Origin of the sequence: Bradyrhizobium genomosp. III, assembly GCF_000261705.1 — a bacterium.
GTDB classification, from domain to species: domain Bacteria; phylum Pseudomonadota; class Alphaproteobacteria; order Rhizobiales; family Xanthobacteraceae; genus Bradyrhizobium; species Bradyrhizobium ottawaense.
Window position 1 is genome coordinate 48,258 of sequence record NZ_AJQF01000282.1, and the last position, 17,417, is coordinate 65,674.

17 protein-coding genes and 1 pseudogene are annotated in these 17,417 nt (G+C 59.3%); 9 read left to right on the forward strand and 9 right to left on the reverse strand.

Going from position 1 to position 17,417, the window contains the following annotated elements:
• Positions 1 to 8 precede the first annotated feature (8 nt).
• A complete protein-coding gene (ligD, locus tag IC66_RS0123860) occupies positions 9 to 956 on the forward strand; it encodes a non-homologous end-joining DNA ligase (protein WP_038949293.1) in 948 nt (315 codons plus the stop codon).
• A gap of 29 nt (positions 957 to 985) precedes the next feature.
• Here ligD and IC66_RS0123865 read toward each other — a convergent pair.
• Positions 986 to 1,336, reverse strand: a pseudogene (locus IC66_RS0123865) (ribonuclease HII); the annotation flags it as partial.
• A gap of 111 nt (positions 1,337 to 1,447) precedes the next feature.
• The gene (locus IC66_RS0123870; protein WP_162131341.1) at positions 1,448 to 2,359 is read right to left on the reverse strand and encodes a LysR family transcriptional regulator; all 912 of its coding nucleotides are present in this window, start codon (positions 2,357 to 2,359) and stop codon (positions 1,448 to 1,450) included.
• A gap of 157 nt (positions 2,360 to 2,516) precedes the next feature.
• Here IC66_RS0123870 and IC66_RS0123875 point away from each other — a divergent pair, with 157 nt between their 5' ends.
• The 3 genes from IC66_RS0123875 to IC66_RS43590 all read left to right on the forward strand — a co-directional run bounded on the left by IC66_RS0123875 (position 2,517) and on the right by IC66_RS43590 (position 5,335).
• The gene (locus IC66_RS0123875; RefSeq protein WP_038949296.1) at positions 2,517 to 3,497 is read left to right on the forward strand and encodes a Bug family tripartite tricarboxylate transporter substrate binding protein; all 981 of its coding nucleotides are present in this window, start codon (positions 2,517 to 2,519) and stop codon (positions 3,495 to 3,497) included.
• 58 nt (positions 3,498 to 3,555) lie between these two features.
• Positions 3,556 to 4,296 carry a dienelactone hydrolase family protein gene (locus tag IC66_RS0123880; RefSeq protein ID WP_038949298.1) on the forward strand — a complete coding sequence of 247 codons (741 nt, stop codon included), beginning with the start codon at positions 3,556 to 3,558 and terminating at the stop codon, positions 4,294 to 4,296.
• A gap of 277 nt (positions 4,297 to 4,573) precedes the next feature.
• Positions 4,574 to 5,335, forward strand: coding sequence for an IS5 family transposase (locus IC66_RS43590; protein ID WP_083859327.1), 762 nt, complete (start codon positions 4,574 to 4,576; stop codon positions 5,333 to 5,335).
• A gap of 9 nt (positions 5,336 to 5,344) precedes the next feature.
• On the opposite strand, the gene IC66_RS0123890 is transcribed toward IC66_RS43590, so the two are convergent.
• The gene (locus IC66_RS0123890) at positions 5,345 to 5,710 is read right to left on the reverse strand and encodes a hypothetical protein (protein WP_038949301.1); all 366 of its coding nucleotides are present in this window, start codon (positions 5,708 to 5,710) and stop codon (positions 5,345 to 5,347) included.
• A 62-nt stretch (positions 5,711 to 5,772) separates the two neighbouring features.
• Entirely contained in the window at positions 5,773 to 5,955 is a 183-nt protein-coding gene (locus IC66_RS0123895; protein ID WP_038949302.1) for a hypothetical protein, read from the reverse strand.
• 393 nt (positions 5,956 to 6,348) lie between these two features.
• Between IC66_RS0123895 and IC66_RS0123900 the strand changes: the two genes are divergently transcribed.
• Together IC66_RS0123900 and IC66_RS46410 are read left to right on the forward strand one after the other, a co-directional pair.
• On the forward strand, positions 6,349 to 6,711 hold the full coding sequence (locus IC66_RS0123900) for a hypothetical protein (protein ID WP_038949303.1): 363 nt from the start codon (positions 6,349 to 6,351) through the stop codon (positions 6,709 to 6,711).
• Positions 6,708 to 6,872, forward strand: coding sequence for a hypothetical protein (locus tag IC66_RS46410; protein ID WP_157158081.1), 165 nt, complete (start codon positions 6,708 to 6,710; stop codon positions 6,870 to 6,872). The genes IC66_RS0123900 and IC66_RS46410 overlap by 4 nt, the downstream gene beginning before the upstream one ends.
• A gap of 22 nt (positions 6,873 to 6,894) precedes the next feature.
• On the opposite strand, the gene IC66_RS49245 is transcribed toward IC66_RS46410, so the two are convergent.
• The gene (locus tag IC66_RS49245; protein ID WP_083859328.1) at positions 6,895 to 7,212 is read right to left on the reverse strand and encodes a PilZ domain-containing protein; all 318 of its coding nucleotides are present in this window, start codon (positions 7,210 to 7,212) and stop codon (positions 6,895 to 6,897) included.
• A 26-nt stretch (positions 7,213 to 7,238) separates the two neighbouring features.
• Between IC66_RS49245 and IC66_RS46415 the strand changes: the two genes are divergently transcribed.
• Positions 7,239 to 7,412 carry a hypothetical protein gene (locus IC66_RS46415; RefSeq protein WP_157158082.1) on the forward strand — a complete coding sequence of 58 codons (174 nt, stop codon included), beginning with the start codon at positions 7,239 to 7,241 and terminating at the stop codon, positions 7,410 to 7,412.
• An 11-nt stretch (positions 7,413 to 7,423) separates the two neighbouring features.
• On the opposite strand, the gene IC66_RS47175 is transcribed toward IC66_RS46415, so the two are convergent.
• The 3 genes from IC66_RS47175 to IC66_RS0123925 all read right to left on the reverse strand — a co-directional run bounded on the left by IC66_RS47175 (position 7,424) and on the right by IC66_RS0123925 (position 10,838).
• Positions 7,424 to 7,606 carry a hypothetical protein gene (locus tag IC66_RS47175; protein ID WP_083859332.1) on the reverse strand — a complete coding sequence of 61 codons (183 nt, stop codon included), beginning with the start codon at positions 7,604 to 7,606 and terminating at the stop codon, positions 7,424 to 7,426.
• Between the two features lie 1,352 nt (positions 7,607 to 8,958).
• On the reverse strand, positions 8,959 to 9,855 hold the full coding sequence (locus IC66_RS0123920; protein WP_049806614.1) for an MBL fold metallo-hydrolase: 897 nt from the start codon (positions 9,853 to 9,855) through the stop codon (positions 8,959 to 8,961).
• 2 nt (positions 9,856 to 9,857) lie between these two features.
• A complete protein-coding gene (locus IC66_RS0123925; protein ID WP_038949306.1) occupies positions 9,858 to 10,838 on the reverse strand; it encodes a Bug family tripartite tricarboxylate transporter substrate binding protein in 981 nt (326 codons plus the stop codon).
• 143 nt (positions 10,839 to 10,981) lie between these two features.
• Between IC66_RS0123925 and IC66_RS0123930 the strand changes: the two genes are divergently transcribed.
• Complete coding sequence (locus IC66_RS0123930; protein WP_038949308.1) at positions 10,982 to 11,788, forward strand: helix-turn-helix domain-containing protein; 807 nt, start codon at positions 10,982 to 10,984, stop codon at positions 11,786 to 11,788.
• 296 nt (positions 11,789 to 12,084) lie between these two features.
• Here the strand turns inward: IC66_RS0123930 and IC66_RS0123935 are convergent, their stop codons facing one another.
• Positions 12,085 to 13,830 (reverse strand): adenylate/guanylate cyclase domain-containing protein, encoded by a 1,746-nt coding sequence (locus tag IC66_RS0123935; protein ID WP_244429152.1) that lies wholly within the window; start codon positions 13,828 to 13,830, stop codon positions 12,085 to 12,087.
• A 906-nt stretch (positions 13,831 to 14,736) separates the two neighbouring features.
• On the opposite strand from IC66_RS0123935, the gene IC66_RS0123940 reads away from it, so the two are divergent.
• Positions 14,737 to 16,017, forward strand: a complete 1,281-nt coding sequence (locus tag IC66_RS0123940; RefSeq protein WP_038949310.1) for an amidohydrolase family protein — start codon at positions 14,737 to 14,739, stop codon at positions 16,015 to 16,017.
• Positions 16,018 to 17,417 lie beyond the last annotated feature (1,400 nt).

Below are 17,417 nucleotides of genomic sequence, written 5' to 3' on the forward strand. Positions count from 1 at the left end.
ATCGAACCATGGCCCGACAATCGACCCTGCCTCGTCGCCTGCAGCCCATGCTGGCCACGCTGACGGACGCGCCGTTCGACGATGCCGATTGGGTCTTCGAGGACAAATACGATGGCTTTCGTATGGTCGCGGAAGTCCGGGGTGGTCGGGTCGCGCTCTACAGCCGCAATGGAAAGATCATCAGCCACTCCTACGTCGAGGTCGCGAAAGCGCTAGAGGGCGTGAAGGCGGATGCCGTGATCGATGGCGAGCTCGTCGCGATCGGCAAGGACGGCGCATCCCATTTCCAATTGCTCCAGAATGCCCTGCGCCATGAGGCCAAGCTTCTGTACTGCGCGTTCGACCTCATGTTCGCGGACGGCGAAGACCTACGCGCGCTGCCGCTCCTCGAGCGCAAGAAGCGGCTCAAGAGCATCCTGCCGCGCCACAAGCTGATCGCATTCAGCAACCACCGCAAAGGCAAGGGAACTAAGTTCTTCGCAGAAGCCGAGCGGAGACATCTCGAAGGCATCATGGCCAAGCGCGCCGACAGCGCGTACGCCTCGGGACGCCGGACCGCTGATTGGCTGAAGGTGAAGACGGCACAGCGGCAGGAGGTCGTGATCGCAGGGTTCACGGCGCCTAGGCGAACCCGGCCTTTCTTCGGCGCTCTCGTGCTGGCGGTACGCGAGGACGAGGCATGGAGGTACATTGGCCACGTCGGCACCGGCTTCAGCCACCAGGTTCTCGGAGAGCTTCACGGCAAGCTCCTGAAGCTCAAGACGCCCAAGTCGCCCTTTCCCGCCAAGGTAAAGGATGAGCAGGTCACGACCTGGGTGCGTCCTTCGTTGGTCGCGGAGGTGAAGTTCGCCGAGTGGACCAGCAAGGGAGAGCTGCGCCAGCCAGTCTATCTCGGCCTGCGGTCCGACAAACAGGCTAAGGACGTCGTTCGCGAAAGGAGTTGGCCGCGAAAATAAGGCACCCGAGGCGGAGCAAAAACTCCTGGTCAGCCGGCTTCGCGCTCGGCTGCTGAAGGCCAGGGCGGCAGGGGCGGTAGCCCTAGAGCCTTGCGGACTGGTCCGAACGATCTCCGGTGAGCTGCGCATGCACCAAGCCTGGCGAGAGCTTCGTAATGAGCTGGCACCGGATAGCCCTTGTGATCCGCGAAGCCGTAGCCGGGATATCGGACGTCGAGAGTCCGCATGACCGTGTCGCGCTCGACTTTCGCGAGGATCGACGCCGCAGCGATGCTGGCTGACTTGGTGCCCTTGATGATGGCCTGCTGGGGGATATCGATCTCCTTCAATCGCTTGGCGTCGATCAGCAAGTGCTGCGGCGCAAGCCCTAGGCCATGTACCCATAAACCCAGCGCCGAGATGCGACAAGGCGATGTCCGCCACCGCAATAGCGACCAAGTCCGTGCCGCAGCGCAATATGTCGCGATGGCCCAAAGTAGACATACGGTTTGTCACTTTCGTTTCGCCGTCGGCTTTGCGAGCTCACGGGCGCTGTCAATGACGATCTGCACAAGCGGGCTGACGGCGCGATCCTTAACAGTGACGATCCCGTTCGGTCGACGTGCCGCCGGCAGTTCAACGGGCAACACCTTAAGCGCTGCCCTCTTGGTGAGAAATTTCAGTGCGGAAGACGGGAAAACCGTGATGAACCGCCCTGTCTCCAGCAAGCTGACCCGCATATGGGGGGAATCAGTGACGACCGTCGCGCGTGGATATTCAAATCCGCCGGCGCGAAAGGCTTGCGTGATGATTGATCCGATCACGCTCTCCCGCGGTGGAAGCACCCAACGTTCCTCCGCCAGATCCGAGAGTTGGATGTCGCGGCGCCGCGTCCAAGGATTTTTCGCACCAGCCGCGACGACATAGTGATCTTCAAAAAGAAATTCGAAATGCAACCGCTCGTCAGTCATCGGGCCGCTGCTCCGCACGATTAACAGATCGACTTTGCGCTCGCTAAGATCGCGGTGCAGTGTCTCTAGGTAGCCGGTCAAGAGCTGAAATCTGATCCGCGGATGACGCCGGGAGAGCCGATCGATGAGAGCGGAGACGAAGCTCGCCGCCAGAAAAGCCGTGGTTCCAATCCGCACTTCACCAGCGGTGGGGTCGGCCAGAAATTCGATGCTCTTCACACCGCGGCGTAGTTCGTCGAAGACGGCGCTACCGCAATCGAGCAGGGCGCGGCCGCACTCCGTCGGTTCTATCCCTCGCCGGTGGCGATCCAACAAGCGGACGCCGAACGCATGCTCAAGCTCCGCGATCGATCTCGAAATATTAGGCTGGGTGGTATCGAGTATGAGCGCCGCCTTGCCCATGCTGCCAGCCTGCACCACCGCCATCAGCACATGCAGGTCCTGCAGCTTCATTCGTTTTCCGATGCGATCACTCATCTGCATGAGAGTACCCATTTCCGTTTTGAGATGATCTCATCAGACAATAGCCTTATGCGCTTATGACAGCATCAACTATCTTCAGCGCGTTGAAGAGAGCCGGTGCGAGTGCAGGTTCGACGGAGCAATGCGTATGACGCCCTCCCGACGTCAATTTCTGCACCTCGCAATGGGGATGGCTGCGCCACCTCTGCTGTCGGGCTTGGCTCGGGCCGATACTTACCCGTCCCGGCCAGTGCGCATCATGGTTGGCTTCGCCGCGGGCGGGCCAAATGACATCCTTGCGCGTCTGGTGGCGCAATGGTGCTCGGAGCGGCTGGGCCAGCAATTCATCGTCGAGAACCGACCCGGAGCGGGAAGCAACATCGCCACTGATGCGGTCGTGCGTGCGCCTCCGGACGGCTACACTCTCCTGCTGGTTGGCTCCCCCAACGCGATCAATGCAACGCTTTACGAAAATCTTAATTTCAATTTCCTGCGGGATATCGCGCCGGTCGCGAGTCTGACCCGTGGCTCCCTGGTGATGGTGATACACCCATCGGTTCCTGCCCATACAATTCCAGAGTTCATCGCCTATGCCAGAGCCAATCCCGGGAAACTCTCCTATGGTTCGGGTGGCGTGGGCGGGATCACCCATATCGCCGCGGAACTGTTCAAGCAGGAAGCCGGCGGACTCGATCTTCAGCATGTGCCCTATCGAGGCGTTGCGCCCGCGATCACGGATCTGCTCGGCGGGCAGGTACAGGTCGTCTTTGTGAACTTGGCGCCATCGATCGGCTACATCGGGAGCGGCAAGCTGCGTGCGCTTGGGATAACGACGGCCGCGCGATCCGAAGCGCTGCCGGATGTTCCAGCCATCGGCGAATTCGTGCCAGGTTACGAGGCGAGTTCGGTGTTCGGCCTCGGCGCGCCGAAGGACACGCCGGCCGCGATTATCGACAGGCTCAACAACGAGACCAACGCCGTTCTGGCCGATCCGGGGTTCAGGTTGCGTCTTCGTGGTCTCGACGCGACGGCACTCGGCGGCTCGCCCGGCGATTTCGGCAAGCTGATGGCCGGTGAAACCAAGAAGTGGGCCAAAGTGATCCGCCTCGCGAAGATCCGACCGGAATAGATAACGGTGTCTTGGGCAGCCGCAATCTCTGTACCGCGCATCCCAGCTGGACCAGGCATTGCCGCTGCACCTCAAGCGAAAGGTGGGATTCGAGATGCAAGGGAAGTTCAGCAGGATTTGCGCGAAAGGCGGCGGCGCGTTCGATTGCTATCTGGTCACGCCCGAGCCTGAAAAGCGGGCTGCTGGCGTTGTGCTTGCTTCCGCCATTCATGGCGTGGATACCGACATGCTCGCAATCGCCGACGAGCTTGCGGCATACGGCTTCGTTGTCGCGGTGCCGGATCTGTTCTGGCGTTCGATTGCCGGGCCGCTTTCCCGGAACGACCCGCGCACGGCCCAGCGCGCCGAGCCGCGCCTTGAGCAAATCAAGGCCGGCGAAGACGATATGATCGATACCTTGAGGCACCTCGGCACAATTCCGCAATTCAATGGCCAGGCGGTGGTCATGGGGTTTTGCTACGGCGGCCCGTATGCGATTCTCGGGCCGAAACGACTTGGCTATGCCGCCGGTATCTGCTGCCACGGATCCCAGATGCTGGACTATCTTCACGAACTTGTCGGGGTTCGCGAGCAAGTCTGTCTCATTTGGGGCGACGAGGACAATCGCGCGCCGGTCGAGGTGCTGGAAGCGTATCGTGATCTAGCGGCGAGTATGGACAACGTCGAACTGCACATCTTTCTCGGGGGGCGCCACGGTTACATGATGCGGGGGAGCCCGTCCTTCGATCGGGCGGCACATGATTTTTCAATAAAGCGCGCCCGTGAAATTCTCCAAGGTCTCGAGTCGGCAGTTCGTTAAAAGATTCCATTCCGTCTTGCAGAGAGATGATATCGGATCGACTAAAAATGCCGTCCGTCAGCGGCCTTCGCCGCTCGGCGGTGCGCCTGTTCGCCGATTAAGTTGGCGAACTCGCCACATCAGGTCCAACGGTGCTTCGGGTCATATTCGACGGTTTCGGCGGGGACTATCGGTTGTTTGATGTCCGCTCTGCCCGTAAGCGCCGGACCAGAGGAAATCTAGGCGTTGCTTTCGGTGCGATTGCCGTGATTCAAACTTCCAAACTGGGGCCCGAATCATGCGCTACGAACTCGCGGATTATGAATGGACTGCCATCAAGCCCATGCTCCCTAACAAGCCGCGTGGCGTTCCTCGGGTTAACGACCGCCGTGTCCTCAATGGAATTTTCTGGGTCTTGCGATCCGGAGCACCCTGGCGTGATCTCCCCGAGGCGTTTGGTCCGTATACCACTTGTTATAACCGCTTTGTCAGGTGGCGGCGAGCGGGTGTCTGGAGCCGTATCATGGAAGCACTTGCCGGCGCCCATGATACCGGCGTCCAGATGATCGATACCTCCATTGTCCGCGTGCACCAGCATGGAGCCTGCATCAAAAGGAACCAGCGCCAATCGATGGGACGGTCACGCGGCGGGTTGACGAGCAAAATACATGCGGTGGTCGATAGCAATGGTCGGCCGGTACGGCTGGCGTTGAGCCCCGGCGAGGCCCATGACGTTCGACTTGCCGGAAAACTGCTGTCTCGTTTGCAATCCGGGGCAATGCTGCTTGCCGACCGCGGCTATGACGCCGACTGGATCAGAGAGCTTGCCATGAAGAAGGGTGCGTGGGCCAACATCCCCCCGAAAAGCAATCGCAGCGCCCCGATCTGCTTCAGCCCATATCTCTACCGCGCTCGCAATCAGGTCGAACGGTTCTTCCACAAGATCAAACATTGCCGTCGGGTCGCGACGCGCTACGATAGGCTCGCTGCCAACTACCTTGCATTCGTTCAACTCGCGTCAATCAGGCTGTGGCTGCGCCTTAATGAGTCCGCGTCCTAATTCGTCGCGCTATTTGGCTAGGTACTTGATGAGCGCAGCGATGCCGAGCACGATCAGCGCGAGAACGAGCAGGACGATCAGGCTTATGCTCCATCCCATCCCGGTCATCATATCCATGATCCCATTCATGGATGACTCCACGATTGAAGATGCCGCCTCAGTTTGCTCCTGCTGGACCGTGCGGCTCTGCGCCAACGGATAGGCGTATATCTGAGCTGCTGGGCCATGGTGGCCGCCCAGAAGCCAGGTGTCGCCAAGCCGGGAGACGGCGACCTTCGGCCGCGCCGGCGCCGCATCGGGCTCCGTGCGCCCGCGTGGCCCGCCGTGCGCACCTTTGAGCAGCCGGTCGATTTCCTTCTTGGAGAAACCGAGCACGCCAGGTCGACGGCGCCGGCCTGCCGCAGATACGCCATCTCGCGGGCGAGCAGCTGCTCGTCTCAGGTCGAGCTTTCCGCAATGCGGTTGTCCGCCATGCAGTAGGCCCGGCGGGCGGCCTCGGACAGGTGCCCGAGCGGCACCACCGGCACCTCGGCGAGCCCGAGCGACTTTGCGGCGGCGTAGCGGCACAGCGAATTCAGCGCCGGCCTCGCCCCATCCAGCAGGGCTGGCTGACGCTCCACGAAAGCGGCACCTATGTGACGTTGGTGACGTCTGGTGAGGACCTACTCGGTCAGTAGATCAGCACCAAGGACAGCCATGCCGCGAGGCAGGTGCAGAGACAAATTCCGAGATAAGGCAAAGCAAGGCGCATCGGGCTTCCCTCCGCGACGCACGACTATGATTTGATTTTCTCACGCACTTTGGACTGTGACTAGGCATCTCAAGCTGCAATCGCGACCAAACCGCACCGTTGCGTAGAGCCCAGCTGCAGGATCGAACGACTGGAACGAAGGTCTTGTGAAAAAATTAAGAGTCTCGCCGGCTGCCGCCAAGCCGGCGGAGCGGCCCCGGCCTACCCCCGTTGAAAATCCCCTGCCGGGGCCGTCTCTTCGCCCAGAGTTCGGAGTTTGCGTATGCGTTCCTCGCCCTCGATCGTGCCGGCCGACCGTCTGGACCGCGATATCTACCTGGTGCTCGAGGATTTCGGCGCTCGCGCGGGATGCGCCTGGCGCGAGACCGACGAAGCCGATACCGACCTCAAGACCGTCCTGCGGGATATCCTTTCCGGGCAATACGCCTATCCGCTCCGCATCGTGTGCTTCAATGCGGTCGAGGGGTGGTCGCGGGACGCAACCCCTGACATCGCTGACGCCCTGGCCGAACGCGCCGCCAACACAGATGCGGAGATCTCGCCTGCCCTGCAGGACTTCATACACGCCAATGCGACAAGTCCGTTCAACGTACAATTGGCCCTGCCGCTGCGCAGCGTCGCTTGATGCCGACCGAAGGCAAATCCCCCGGCTTCACCGCGGAGGACGAACGCGAGCACTTTATCCGCTGCACCATATGCGGGGAACTGTTCGATATGCGCGACCTCGGCGAGGTCCTCGACCATTTGCACGGCGAGCAGATCCCAGAGCAGCCGACGCAGCACTAATGGCCGCCAACCGAGGCGCCCTTTAATCGTCGAACGCCAACCCAAACTGACCGTCTTGCCGCCAGACGATGTGGCAATGCCGCAAGAGACCGTCAGAGGGAATACCGAGCACAAAATTGTCAGGAAACCAGAGCGGGCTTTTGACTGCGATCCTCGCTCCGACTTCCGAAATATCTCTCACGACGCAATCAAGGGCTGTCGGGCCAAATATGATTTTCCCAGATTTGAAGACCCGGCGTCGCTTCGATGATCTATCCTGCTCCATTTGCGCATATTGCCACTTTTTCCTGAAAACGTCAGGCCCCGTGACACACCTTCGGCACGTGAAATCCCGGAACATTTCCGTCTCGCGGGAATTTCAGCGGTATGGACCTTGAACAGGAAAAACTGGCAGTCGAGCAAAAGCTCGCCCGGTGTCGGCGGTTAAAGAAAGACTTTTCGGAAGGGGTAAGTGCGAAGAACCTTCGTGATCTGGAAGCTGAGCTGCTCGAGCAACTTCAGCAGATTGAGACGAGTCCAGCTCAGCAAGATCGTGATTAAGCCATGTCTGCTCAATTTTGAGTTTCCGGAGGGCTGGGGGGCGGCAGCCCATAATCCTTGGCCCGCCTTGCCGCCAGCTCACGATATAATTTGGCCTGTTCGAACAGCTGCTGCCTGAAAGCCGGGTCAGCTTCGCTTCGTCCCAAAGCTTCCAGCTGAACTGCGCGCTCGAGATACTCTGTCAGAAGTTTCACGGCACGCCTCAGTCCGCCCCAGTCGCCCAGCATTTATTGTCAAGATTTGCTGCTGCGCAAGGGCAGCGAAGCCGCTCCGCCATGTCGATGCCGCGCGGCAGGACTATGCAAATCGCTATAGCCCTCCGTGGCATTTGGTCTGGCGGTTTATGTGCCCGCTTGCAGGCGCGCAATAGGCGATCGCCTCTTAGAGCCAGTGAGCCTGACATATTGAAAGCCGGTCTCTGGCCATGGTAGATTGCCGATTTTTCCCGTCCTAGTAGTGCGTTTTGTACTGTGGAGGACATTTATGCGAAGCTCTCGCGCGATCCTTTATCTGCAACGACTTTGCGACCTTGCCTCTCAGCTCTCAGAGCTGGAAGACCTTCGAAGTCTAGTCGAAGATGCAGAGCGCGCCCGCGGTGCACCAGCATTGCGCTCTAGACGCCATGCTTCTCGCCGCCTCCGAAGCCGCGATCTCCGCGTCCTGTCTGTCCGTCGCAGTCGCTTCACGCCACCAGGCAGAAATGCAGGAGGTGTCAGCCCCCCTCAGAGCGACAACCAAGTGGATTGGACGTTGCTTGTTTTTCCCGACGGATGGTGGGCCTCCCCCTAAAGCTTTTTAATGGCTGTTAGTGATCAGTCTTCTCGCCAGCTTGTGGTCCCTCAGCTCACGCAGCCGGTGGAGGACTGCTTGTGACCCTTAGCGGACGATCCGCGTTCACGAGCTTGCGCTTCACCCCGGCAAGTTTGTCCCGGCTCTCATGGTCCTCTTGATGCTCGGTTACGTCGGCTTCGAGTGTATCCGCGCCATTCGTCGCCAGCGTCGACGAGTAAATATCAACGAACCGCCTTGTGCTGACTGATGGACGCTACACAAGTCCGCCGACAATATATTTTTGTGCTGGTAGCGCCCCTCATTGGCTGGATTGTGCTTTGCGCGGTGCTCGGACAGCCCGGCTTGCTATTCCTTGGCACGATCGTAGGCATGCCGTTTATCTATCTGTTCGGGCTTCCTCTTGCCGTTTTCGTCTATTGCCTTGATCGAGAGATGATCAATCGATCACTTCCGCTCTGGTCGAGCAGTGTCGCTTGCTTATTCTTCGGAGGTTTGCTCTCGGTCAGCCTCGTTTACTTTGTGCCGCTTCCATTCGGCTTTCGTAGTCCTCCCGTTTTTGTCGGAAGCTTGCCCGGAGCCGTTTCCGCATTCGTCTGCGTCTGCTGGGGCGGAAAGTAAAACGCCATACGCTCGATGTCAGCCTCTGGCGCGTCGCTTCCAAACGGAATGATCGATGGGACGTCGGCTGGCGAGTGTGGAGCAGAAACTGATTGCGGCGTTCTGGACGACCGATTTTGACCCGAAGCCGACATTTTCAGATCTCCGATTTTGAACGTCCGATTGTAACTGTCTCGCCTATCTCGAAGCTCGACAGATCTTCGCCGACGACAAGCGGCCCGGAATAGGTCTCGCGTGTCGCCGCTACTAGATCGGCTATAGCAGGCGCCGCGACGGTCTTACTCGCGAGCATGACGAGATGGGTAAAAGCGGCCATTTTCGGCTTGGTCTGCGCAAACACTCGCCCAGCCTCCTGAGGCGAGGTGTGATGATTGAGAATGCGCCGGATGTAAACTTCGCTCAAAAGTTCCGGCCGCGCCATGGCGACCTCATGCACCAGCAGGTCAGCGCCCGCGCCGTAGCGCAGCACATTGACGTTGTAGCGGGTGTCACCGGAGATCACGGCAACCCGATTTTGATATTCGATTCGATAGCCGTAAGCCGGCTTAATGGCCTCACCATGGTCGACGGCGAAGGCAACAACCCTTAGGTCGCCGGCCTGATAAACGGCGCCGTCATCAGCAAATTCCTTCACGTCGATAGCGGCGTGCTCACGGGCGAGCTTCTCATCCGCGACCCTGATGTCGATATCGTGCGCATAGGCTGCTTCAATATGATGCATCAGCTTGGCGGTGCCGACGGGCCCGATCACATTAAGAGGCCGCCGGCGGTTGCCGAAATAAGAGCTCAGCCAGCCGGTGAGCCAGAGGTCTGGAATCCCTGTAGTGTGGTCGGAATGAAAATGCGTGAGCAACAGTGCATCGATGCTGCCTATGGGAACGCCGAGCTGAAATAGCCTCATCGTAGCACCGCGGCCGGCGTCGATAAGAAGAGTGTGGCCGCCGGCCTCGATTAACGTGCTGGGCCCGAACCGGTCGGGACGGGGGATCGGTACCCCCGTCCCGAGCAGCGTCACCCGGAAATCAGCGGTCATTGCTACTCTACCTTTATGCCGGCGCCGGAGACGATTTGATACCAGTGCGCGACCTGGTCGCCGACCATGCGGCCAAATTGCTCCGGCGTGCCGCCTGCCGGTTCGGCGCCAATCTTTGCCAGCGCTTCCTGGACCGATCGCTTTTGCAGCGCCTTGTTAATCGCTGCATTAAGCCGCGCGACAGTTTCCTTGGGGGTGCCGTGCTTGACCGCGAAACCCGTCCAGTCCTCAACCACGAGAGAGGGATAGCCAGCTTCGATGATGGTTGGGACGTCGGGAAGGGCCGGGACACGCTTCGGACCAGTCACCGCCAAAGCGCGCAGCTTGCCCGTCTTAATCAGGTCAACGACCGGCAATACGGTGATGAACTGAAACGTGTTTGTGCCGTTGAGCAAATCGCCGATCGCTTGCGAAAATTGCGCGTAGGGAACGTGCTGGGCGCGCGTACCGGTCTGCTGCTTGAACTGCTCGCCGATAAGATGTGCGGGCGTGCCGAAGCCACCCGAGGAGAACGTCAACTTGTCCGGCTGGCTTTTCAGCAGCGCTACCAGTTCGGCCACCGTCGTGGCCGGCACCGATGGATTCACGACCAGCACATTGTAGGAGACGGTAGCCTTGATGACAGGGTCGAAGTCCTTGCTTAGGTCGTACGCGATTTTCGGCAACAGCGACGGTGCTGCAACCGATGGTACAGACATCGCAAAGAGGCTGTTGCCGTCCGACGGCTGGTTCAGGACGTCGCTCGCCGCAATCGTGGTGACGCCGCCCGGCCGGTTCTCCACAATGACTCGCCAGCCTTCGGATTCCGTTAGTTCCCTCGAGATAATGCGGCTGATGATGTCGGGCGGGGTACTAGCCGAGTTAGGCGCCACGAACCGAATCGTCCCCGTTGGGAAGGATGACTGCGCCAATCCTGTGGCGGCAAGCAGAGGCAGGATCGCAACTGATAAGACGGTGGAGTGGCGAAACAGGTGAGATGTCATGGAAGTCTCCATCAAACGATGAAAGTGAACTTCAGCACGCACGCCAGCTTCGGCCCCCTGTTCGCGCCGAGCTAGGAAAATCGGCATGCGTTCCGCAGTGTGAAATGGTACGTTTCACGCCGTGGAACGTGTGAGGTCACTCGATGTCCGGGCCAAAAGTTATCAAGAGCTTGGAACGCGGATTACGTGTTCTGCAAGCGCTGCAGATGCAGCCGGATTCGTCGCTGCAGGAGCTTTACCTCCTCACGGGCATCTCGAAACCAAGCATACTGCGCATCCTGCACACCTGCGCCCGAGCAGGTATTGTGACGCGGAGGCTTGGTGACGGGCGTTACCGGATCGGTGCCATGCTTTCGCATGCACCCTCGCGTCGCGAACATCACGACCGGATAGCGGAAGCCGCGGCGCCGATCCTGGAGCGCTTGTGCGAGCGCGTCTCCTGGCCATCAGATTTGATGGTGCCCGCAGGCGATCACATGCAAATCCGCGAAACGACCCGGGCCCGGAGTCCCTTCCTGTTGCAGCAGGAGCGGATCGGACTGCCTGTCAACTGGCTGTGGTCCGCCGTCGGGACAGCCTATCTTGCGTACTGTCCGACGAAAGAACGTCAACGCGTGCTCGATTTACTTCGCAAATCGAGCCGTCCCGAAGACCGGCTTGCACGTGAACCGGGGCGGCTCAACGTTATTCTCGACGAGGTGCGGGAGCGCGGTTATGGCATACGCAACTCAATGCACAGCGGGGGCTATTATGGTGGGCCGCCGCACTCGGACGGCTTATTTTCGATCGCGGTTCCCCTGCGCGATGGTCCCCGCGTGCTTGGAGCGATCAACATGCTCTGGCTCAAAAAAGCGTTCTCCATCGAAGCCTTCGCAGCTCATCATCTGGCCGAGCTTCAAAACGCAGCGGCGGAAATTGTAAGTTCAGTCCAAAGACGAACGAAGCGGTGATGTTCGCTGTTGGCCCGAAGGCGAAGATCGGCATCGTGTCCCGGACGTCGGCAGTCGAGGCCGGACCAGACACGTGGGGACGCGAGGGAATCGACGCGATTGACCCTTGCTGTGTAAAAACGCGAGGAGGCGAAAAACGGCTAGAATTGCGTTCCGTCTGGCTTGAAATCGGTTGCGCGCATAAGCGCTAGATCGGCCTTGGACGAACAACTTCTTCTATCGCTCTCAACCATCTTGGCGTTTTCACACAGCCAAGACCCAAAGCAGACATGCATTTCACCAGCCGTGGAGGACATTTATTCTCCTTTCGGCACGCCAGCTAAGAGCAGGCCTTCATAGATCCGCTCCCTCTGGCTCAAAAATGTAGCGTTCTGACTGCGCCGCTCGTTGCGAAATCGGGCCACCGTAAAGTTCGGGTCGAGCCGGAGGCCGGCTTCCCGCGCCGCGCTCGCCTCGTCCATAAGCCCGCTCAGACTGGATGCGGCGGCCAGGAAAAAATGCACCATGGCGACGTTCGGGTTCATTTCGATCGACTTGCGCAATCGGTCCAGCGCCGATTGCAGCCTCCCAAGAAACAAGTCTGCAATTCCGAGCAGGGCGTGCCAGCGATCCAACCCGGGATCACGCGGGCTCAGCCGGATAGCGTTCATGAGGTCCGCTTCCGCCTCCTTTGCACGCCCGAGCAACACCTTCGCAAAGCCGGCATTGGCGTGAGCCCAAGCCAAGTTGCGATCAAGAGTGATGGCAAATTCGAATTCGCGCAGGGACCGCTCTGTCGCTCCCGAGACATGAAGCACATTCCCATAGATAAGATGTGCCGCGGCGTTACGCGGAGCGAGATCCAAAGCTTTAGTGATCGCCGTCCCGGCGATACGCAGCTGTTCATCCCGGTTTGTCGAAGCAAACGTACGAACCTCATCAGAATGATAGTTGGCAATGCCGATCAACGCCTCGACATTGCGATCGTCCCGTCGGAGCGCGTCTTCAAAGAGCTCACATGCCGCGCGGTGGCCACGCAGCGATAGGGGCTGGTTCAGAATCGCCCAGCCCCTCATCGCGAGGTCGATGGCGTCCATGCTTCCTGGCCGCTCACGCTCCGCCCGCCGGCTTTCAGCGGCTACAAGCTCGACACCAACGATCCGGGCAAGGCGCGTGGTGATCTCGTCCTGCATGTCGAAAATATCGGCGCGCGGTTTGTCGAAACGCTCGGCCCAGAGGTGCGCGCCGGTTGTCGCGTCAATGAGCTGAGCATTCACGCGGATGCGATCGCTACTGCTCTGCACGCTGCCTTCCATCACATAGCGCACACCGAGCTCGCGTCCGACGACGCGGGCGTCCACCGGTTTGTTCTTGAAGGTGAACGCAGTATTGCGTGCAATGACGAAGGCGCTTGGGATGCGCGACAGGTCGGTCGTCAGGCTTTCGGTGATACCGTCGACAAAATATTCCTGATCGGGATTGCCACCGAAATTAGCAAAAGGAAGCACAACGATCGACAGACGCGGCGCGGCGAGCTCACGCGACGTTGAGCCCTGTGCGACAAAGTCGAGCCGGTTGCGTTTCACTGCATACGCGCGTACCGGACGCGCAATGTTCTTGAGGCTATGCTCGCCGAGATCAATGAATTCGACGTCGATCTTCCCGCTGACCTGATCATGGGCGGACGCGGAAAGGCAAACACCACCGGGCTCGGCGATCCCCTCAAGGCGGGCGGCGATGTTGACGCCGTCGCCGAAGATATCGTTCGCCTCGACGATGACGTCGCCGATGTTGATGCCAACGCGAAAGACAATGCGCTTCTCTTCCTCCTCTCCGGCTGCGAGGTCTCCAACGCCACTCTGAAAGTGCTCGGCTGCTCGAACCGCTTCGACCGCGCTCGGGAACTCGGCGAGGAAGCCGTCGCCGGTGTGTTTGACGATGCGGCCTCCGTGTTGCCTAATGGTCGGCTCGACAACATCAGTCAAAAGCGCCGTGAGGCGGGCATGTGTAGCCTCTTCGTTATTGTGCATGAGCCGAGAATAGCCCGCCACGTCGGCGACCATGATGGCCGCCAACCTGCGTCCTCGGCCTCCATTCTCTCGCGACATGACCGCTCCGCCTGTCCATTAAGTGTAGAAGGGATCAGGCGACAATTCTAGCCGTTCGAGAGAGGGTCGCTGCCAACCGACCCCGCCTTGGGACGTGGCATCTCGTCAGATTGTCCATACGCTGCATCTGCGGGCGCGTGCTGGAACCCTATGTATCGCTGCAGCCCCCAAAGCTCAGAGCCTTGATGACAAACCCCTAGTTTATTGTCGGCTATCGGTAATCTGCGTCTTGCTCATTTTCACTTGCCTCAACGAGCGCGCTTTATAACAGGCCAAGGCATGTGATGTCTGCTGCTGGGCCCAGATGCGAAGTGGCCACACCTCTCTTTGAGGTCCGCTTAGTGGGCGGAACGGACTAGATTTGCTAACGCTGAGTTTTTCGCATTTTGACCCAAAGCCGACTAATGACCCATTTTCTGCTTGATCGGAGGTAATGGTAGTTTGTGAGCGTGAGCAATACGCCATCCTTCGGAAGTCTTTACGAAAACTAGGGTAATGAGATTTCCGGTGTCCCGGGTAGGGCGCGCCGGACGGTAAAGCTCCACCCCCTCAATCCGATTGACATTGGGTCTCTACGCTTACGTTGGGCGCATGGTGGACGAGATTTGCTCAAATTGACTTCTTCGGATGTACCCATCTCGGACCTCGCGCGCAACTTTTCTCGTGCTAAAGTAAAAGCGCCAGCTGGCTAGAACCAGGATTTTCACTTCGCGAATTCCTGATTTCGAATGAGCCCTCTTGCTTAGGTCAAAGTCGCAACCCGACGGGACTTAGCATGAGTGGCAGTGGAAGATCGCAAGGTTTGCCGCCGAAGAGCGGCTGCTTATTCCGTATTCGCGAACAGGAGCACAGGAGGCCATCATGTCCGCGTTGTCGCGTCGCGATTTCTTGGCACTTTCGACGTCAGCCGCAGCGGTCGGTCTCGCCTCGCCCGCGCGTGCCGCCATGGGGCCAAATGACAAGTACGATTTGGTGATCCGTGGCGGTGAGGTACTCGACCCCAGCCAGTCGCTGCGCGCCAGACGCGATATTGGCATTCGCTGGGGCCGGATAGAAACGGTCCAGGAGACGATCGCGGCCGAACGCGCGCTGAAAAGCATCGACGCGTCGGGCAAGCTCGTGATGCCAGGCCTCATCGATCTGCACTGTCACGTCTATCCATACGGTTCGGCTATCGGCATTCCCGCCGACGAGCTCGTGCAATTCCAGGGCACCACGACCGTCGTGTCGGCAGGTGATGCCGGCGTCAACAATCTGGCGGCCTTGCGCCGCTTCATCGTGGCGCAGACCCGAGCCCGGATGTACGCCTTCCTCCACATCGCAAATAACGGCCTCTCCGCAGCCCCCGTGTCAGAGCTGTACAACATCGACAACGCGCAAACCGAGGCCTGCGCGATGGCCCTTGCCGAGAATGCAGACTTCCTGCTCGGGGTCAAGGTACGCATGTCCGAGAACGTCATCTTCAAATACGGGCTCGAGCCCCTCAAACGCGGCATCCAGGCCTGCGAAAAGTGCGGCTGGCCGGCGAAGATGATGGTGCATATCGGCGGGGTCGAGACCAAGGAGTTGATGTCGCAAATTCTCGACTTGCTTCGCTCGGGCGACGTGCTGACCCACGCCTATTCAGGCGCCCCGAACATGTCCAACGTCTTCACGAATATCGTTCAAGATGGCAACCTGCTGCCTGCGGCCCTGGCGGCCAAGCAGCGCGGTGTCATCTTCGATGTCGGTCATGGCGGTGGCAGCTTCGATTTCACGGTGGCTGAAGTGGCGATCCCGGGCGGATGCACGCCGGACACCATCTCCTCCGACATCCACGTCTTCTCCGGCAATTCGCCGGGCATCCCTTTCCTGCCGAATGTCATGAGCAAGTTCATGGCGCTTGGCTTCACGCTCGAGCAGGTGGTTGCCATGGCCACGACTTCTCCGGCGAAGGTCATCAATCGTGCGCCGATGATTGGCACCCTGCAGGTTGGAGCGCCCGGAGACGTCAGCGTCATGGAACTAGTGGAGGGACCGGTCAGCTTTCTCGATACCCGCAACAACAAGAGGGACGGGAGGGCCTATCTCAAGCCGATCCAGACCGTTATCAACGGTGTGCCGTTCGGCCGGCCTTATCAGGCTCCGTTTGCAGTGAGATAGGGGATTGGTCAGCAATCTCAGCTCTTGGAACCGTTTGAACTAGTGCCTCCGAGTGAGCTATCGATGCATTAAGGTTGCGGGATCGCCTCGGCAAGGCGTCATTATTCTCTAGCCCTGTTGCGCTGCATGGGTCTGCTTCTGGGCCGCATGAGACTTGTCGCTCGCGTGCCGATTTCCGCTGTTGACCGATACTGTTGAAAAAGTCGAAAGTAGAGAGACAGCAAAAATCTCGCTCGGATCAGCTCTAGTCGAGTCTTGGCAATAAAGGCCGTTGCCACGAGACTAGGAAAACACACAGCGATCCCGCAAGGAATGACGTGGTCCCTCGCGTCAGACGGCGTCGAGCGCACCAGCAGCCTTTAGAAATTTGGGATGCGCGCCACAGAGGACTTTTTCAACAGTATCGACCCGAAACAGACTTGTAGGGATGCATAAAATTATTGCGTTCTGCTATGCGACAGGTTGATGTTTTACGGTTATTCAATCGCGGCATAAGGTGCTTAAGCGGTCGGGCGGAGGAGACCTATGGCAGTATCGCGAATAGTCCGCGCATACTCCGAGTTGGTCAATCAGTGGCAGTTGATCGTCGAGCGACCAATCTCGAAAGAGGCCAAGCATGAAGAGTGCATGTCGCTGCTGCGCGAGTTCATCGACGGACTTGCTTGGACCCGCATACGCGGGCTTGATAGGCCGCTTCGGTTCTATGCCGACATGTTGATATTAGAGGGTCTTCTTCGGCCAACTTTCGCAACGGACGAACTGGGCGAGGTCGCAATCCGGCCAGGCTATTTTCTGGTAAAGGACTGGTTGGACGAGCATCGCAGGCGATAGGCCACCTCGATTGGCTTCCCACCGCGGATTTGCTGGTATGTCCGGAATTGGCCCGTGGCTGACCTCCCCTTTCGGTTTCGCAGGGTCCGCCTTCAGGGCTGAGCGGAAAGTCATCGTGGAGACGCCGAGGGAAGCCTTTGACGTTTAGCAGTCGTAGCAGGCGAGGAGACACGGCGTCCGAACACCGGCCGCCACCCTCGTTCAACCAAGCCTCGCCTTGCAGCAGCGTCGTTCCGACACCATAGTCGCAGGATTGCAACTTTTTCCCGGTTGGACTGTTGGGGTCATACCCGGTCGCGACGGTTGCGCCGGCTACAGGGAGGCACAATACATGAAATGGATTTGCAGGCTTAGCTATCTGACGTGCGCTGTTGCCATAGCTTCTACAACGTCCGTCTCGGCCATGCCTGTTGCAACTTCGAATGCAATTGGTGGACCTGCCTCGACCGCGATCGAAGTCAAAGGTGGCCACGGTCATGGCGGCGGCCACGGATGGGGGCACCGCGGTAGCCGCGGCCATCATTACGGGTGGGGAAGGGGCCGTGGCCATCACTATGGCTGGGGGCGCC

Excerpts from the sequence above, each read along its gene's own strand:
- IC66_RS0123870 (WP_162131341.1), bottom strand. The coding sequence starts at position 2,359 with ATGAAGCTGCAGGACCTGCATGTGCTGATGGCGGTGGTGCAGGCTGGC.
- IC66_RS0123930 (WP_038949308.1), top strand. The coding sequence starts at position 10,982 with ATGTCCGGGCCAAAAGTTATCAAGAGCTTGGAACGCGGATTACGTGTT.
- IC66_RS0123900 (WP_038949303.1), top strand. The coding sequence starts at position 6,349 with ATGCGTTCCTCGCCCTCGATCGTGCCGGCCGACCGTCTGGACCGCGAT.
- IC66_RS46415 (WP_157158082.1), top strand. The coding sequence starts at position 7,239 with ATGGACCTTGAACAGGAAAAACTGGCAGTCGAGCAAAAGCTCGCCCGG.
- IC66_RS0123925 (WP_038949306.1), bottom strand. The coding sequence starts at position 10,838 with ATGACATCTCACCTGTTTCGCCACTCCACCGTCTTATCAGTTGCGATC.
- IC66_RS0123935 (WP_244429152.1), bottom strand. The coding sequence starts at position 13,830 with ATGGTCGCCGACGTGGCGGGCTATTCTCGGCTCATGCACAATAACGAA.
- IC66_RS0123875 (WP_038949296.1), top strand. The coding sequence starts at position 2,517 with ATGACGCCCTCCCGACGTCAATTTCTGCACCTCGCAATGGGGATGGCT.
- IC66_RS0123920 (WP_049806614.1), bottom strand. The coding sequence starts at position 9,855 with ATGACCGCTGATTTCCGGGTGACGCTGCTCGGGACGGGGGTACCGATC.
- IC66_RS0123940 (WP_038949310.1), top strand. The coding sequence starts at position 14,737 with ATGTCCGCGTTGTCGCGTCGCGATTTCTTGGCACTTTCGACGTCAGCC.
- IC66_RS49245 (WP_083859328.1), bottom strand. The coding sequence starts at position 7,212 with ATGTTCCGGGATTTCACGTGCCGAAGGTGTGTCACGGGGCCTGACGTT.
- IC66_RS43590 (WP_083859327.1), top strand. The coding sequence starts at position 4,574 with ATGCGCTACGAACTCGCGGATTATGAATGGACTGCCATCAAGCCCATG.
- ligD (WP_038949293.1), top strand. The coding sequence starts at position 9 with ATGGCCCGACAATCGACCCTGCCTCGTCGCCTGCAGCCCATGCTGGCC.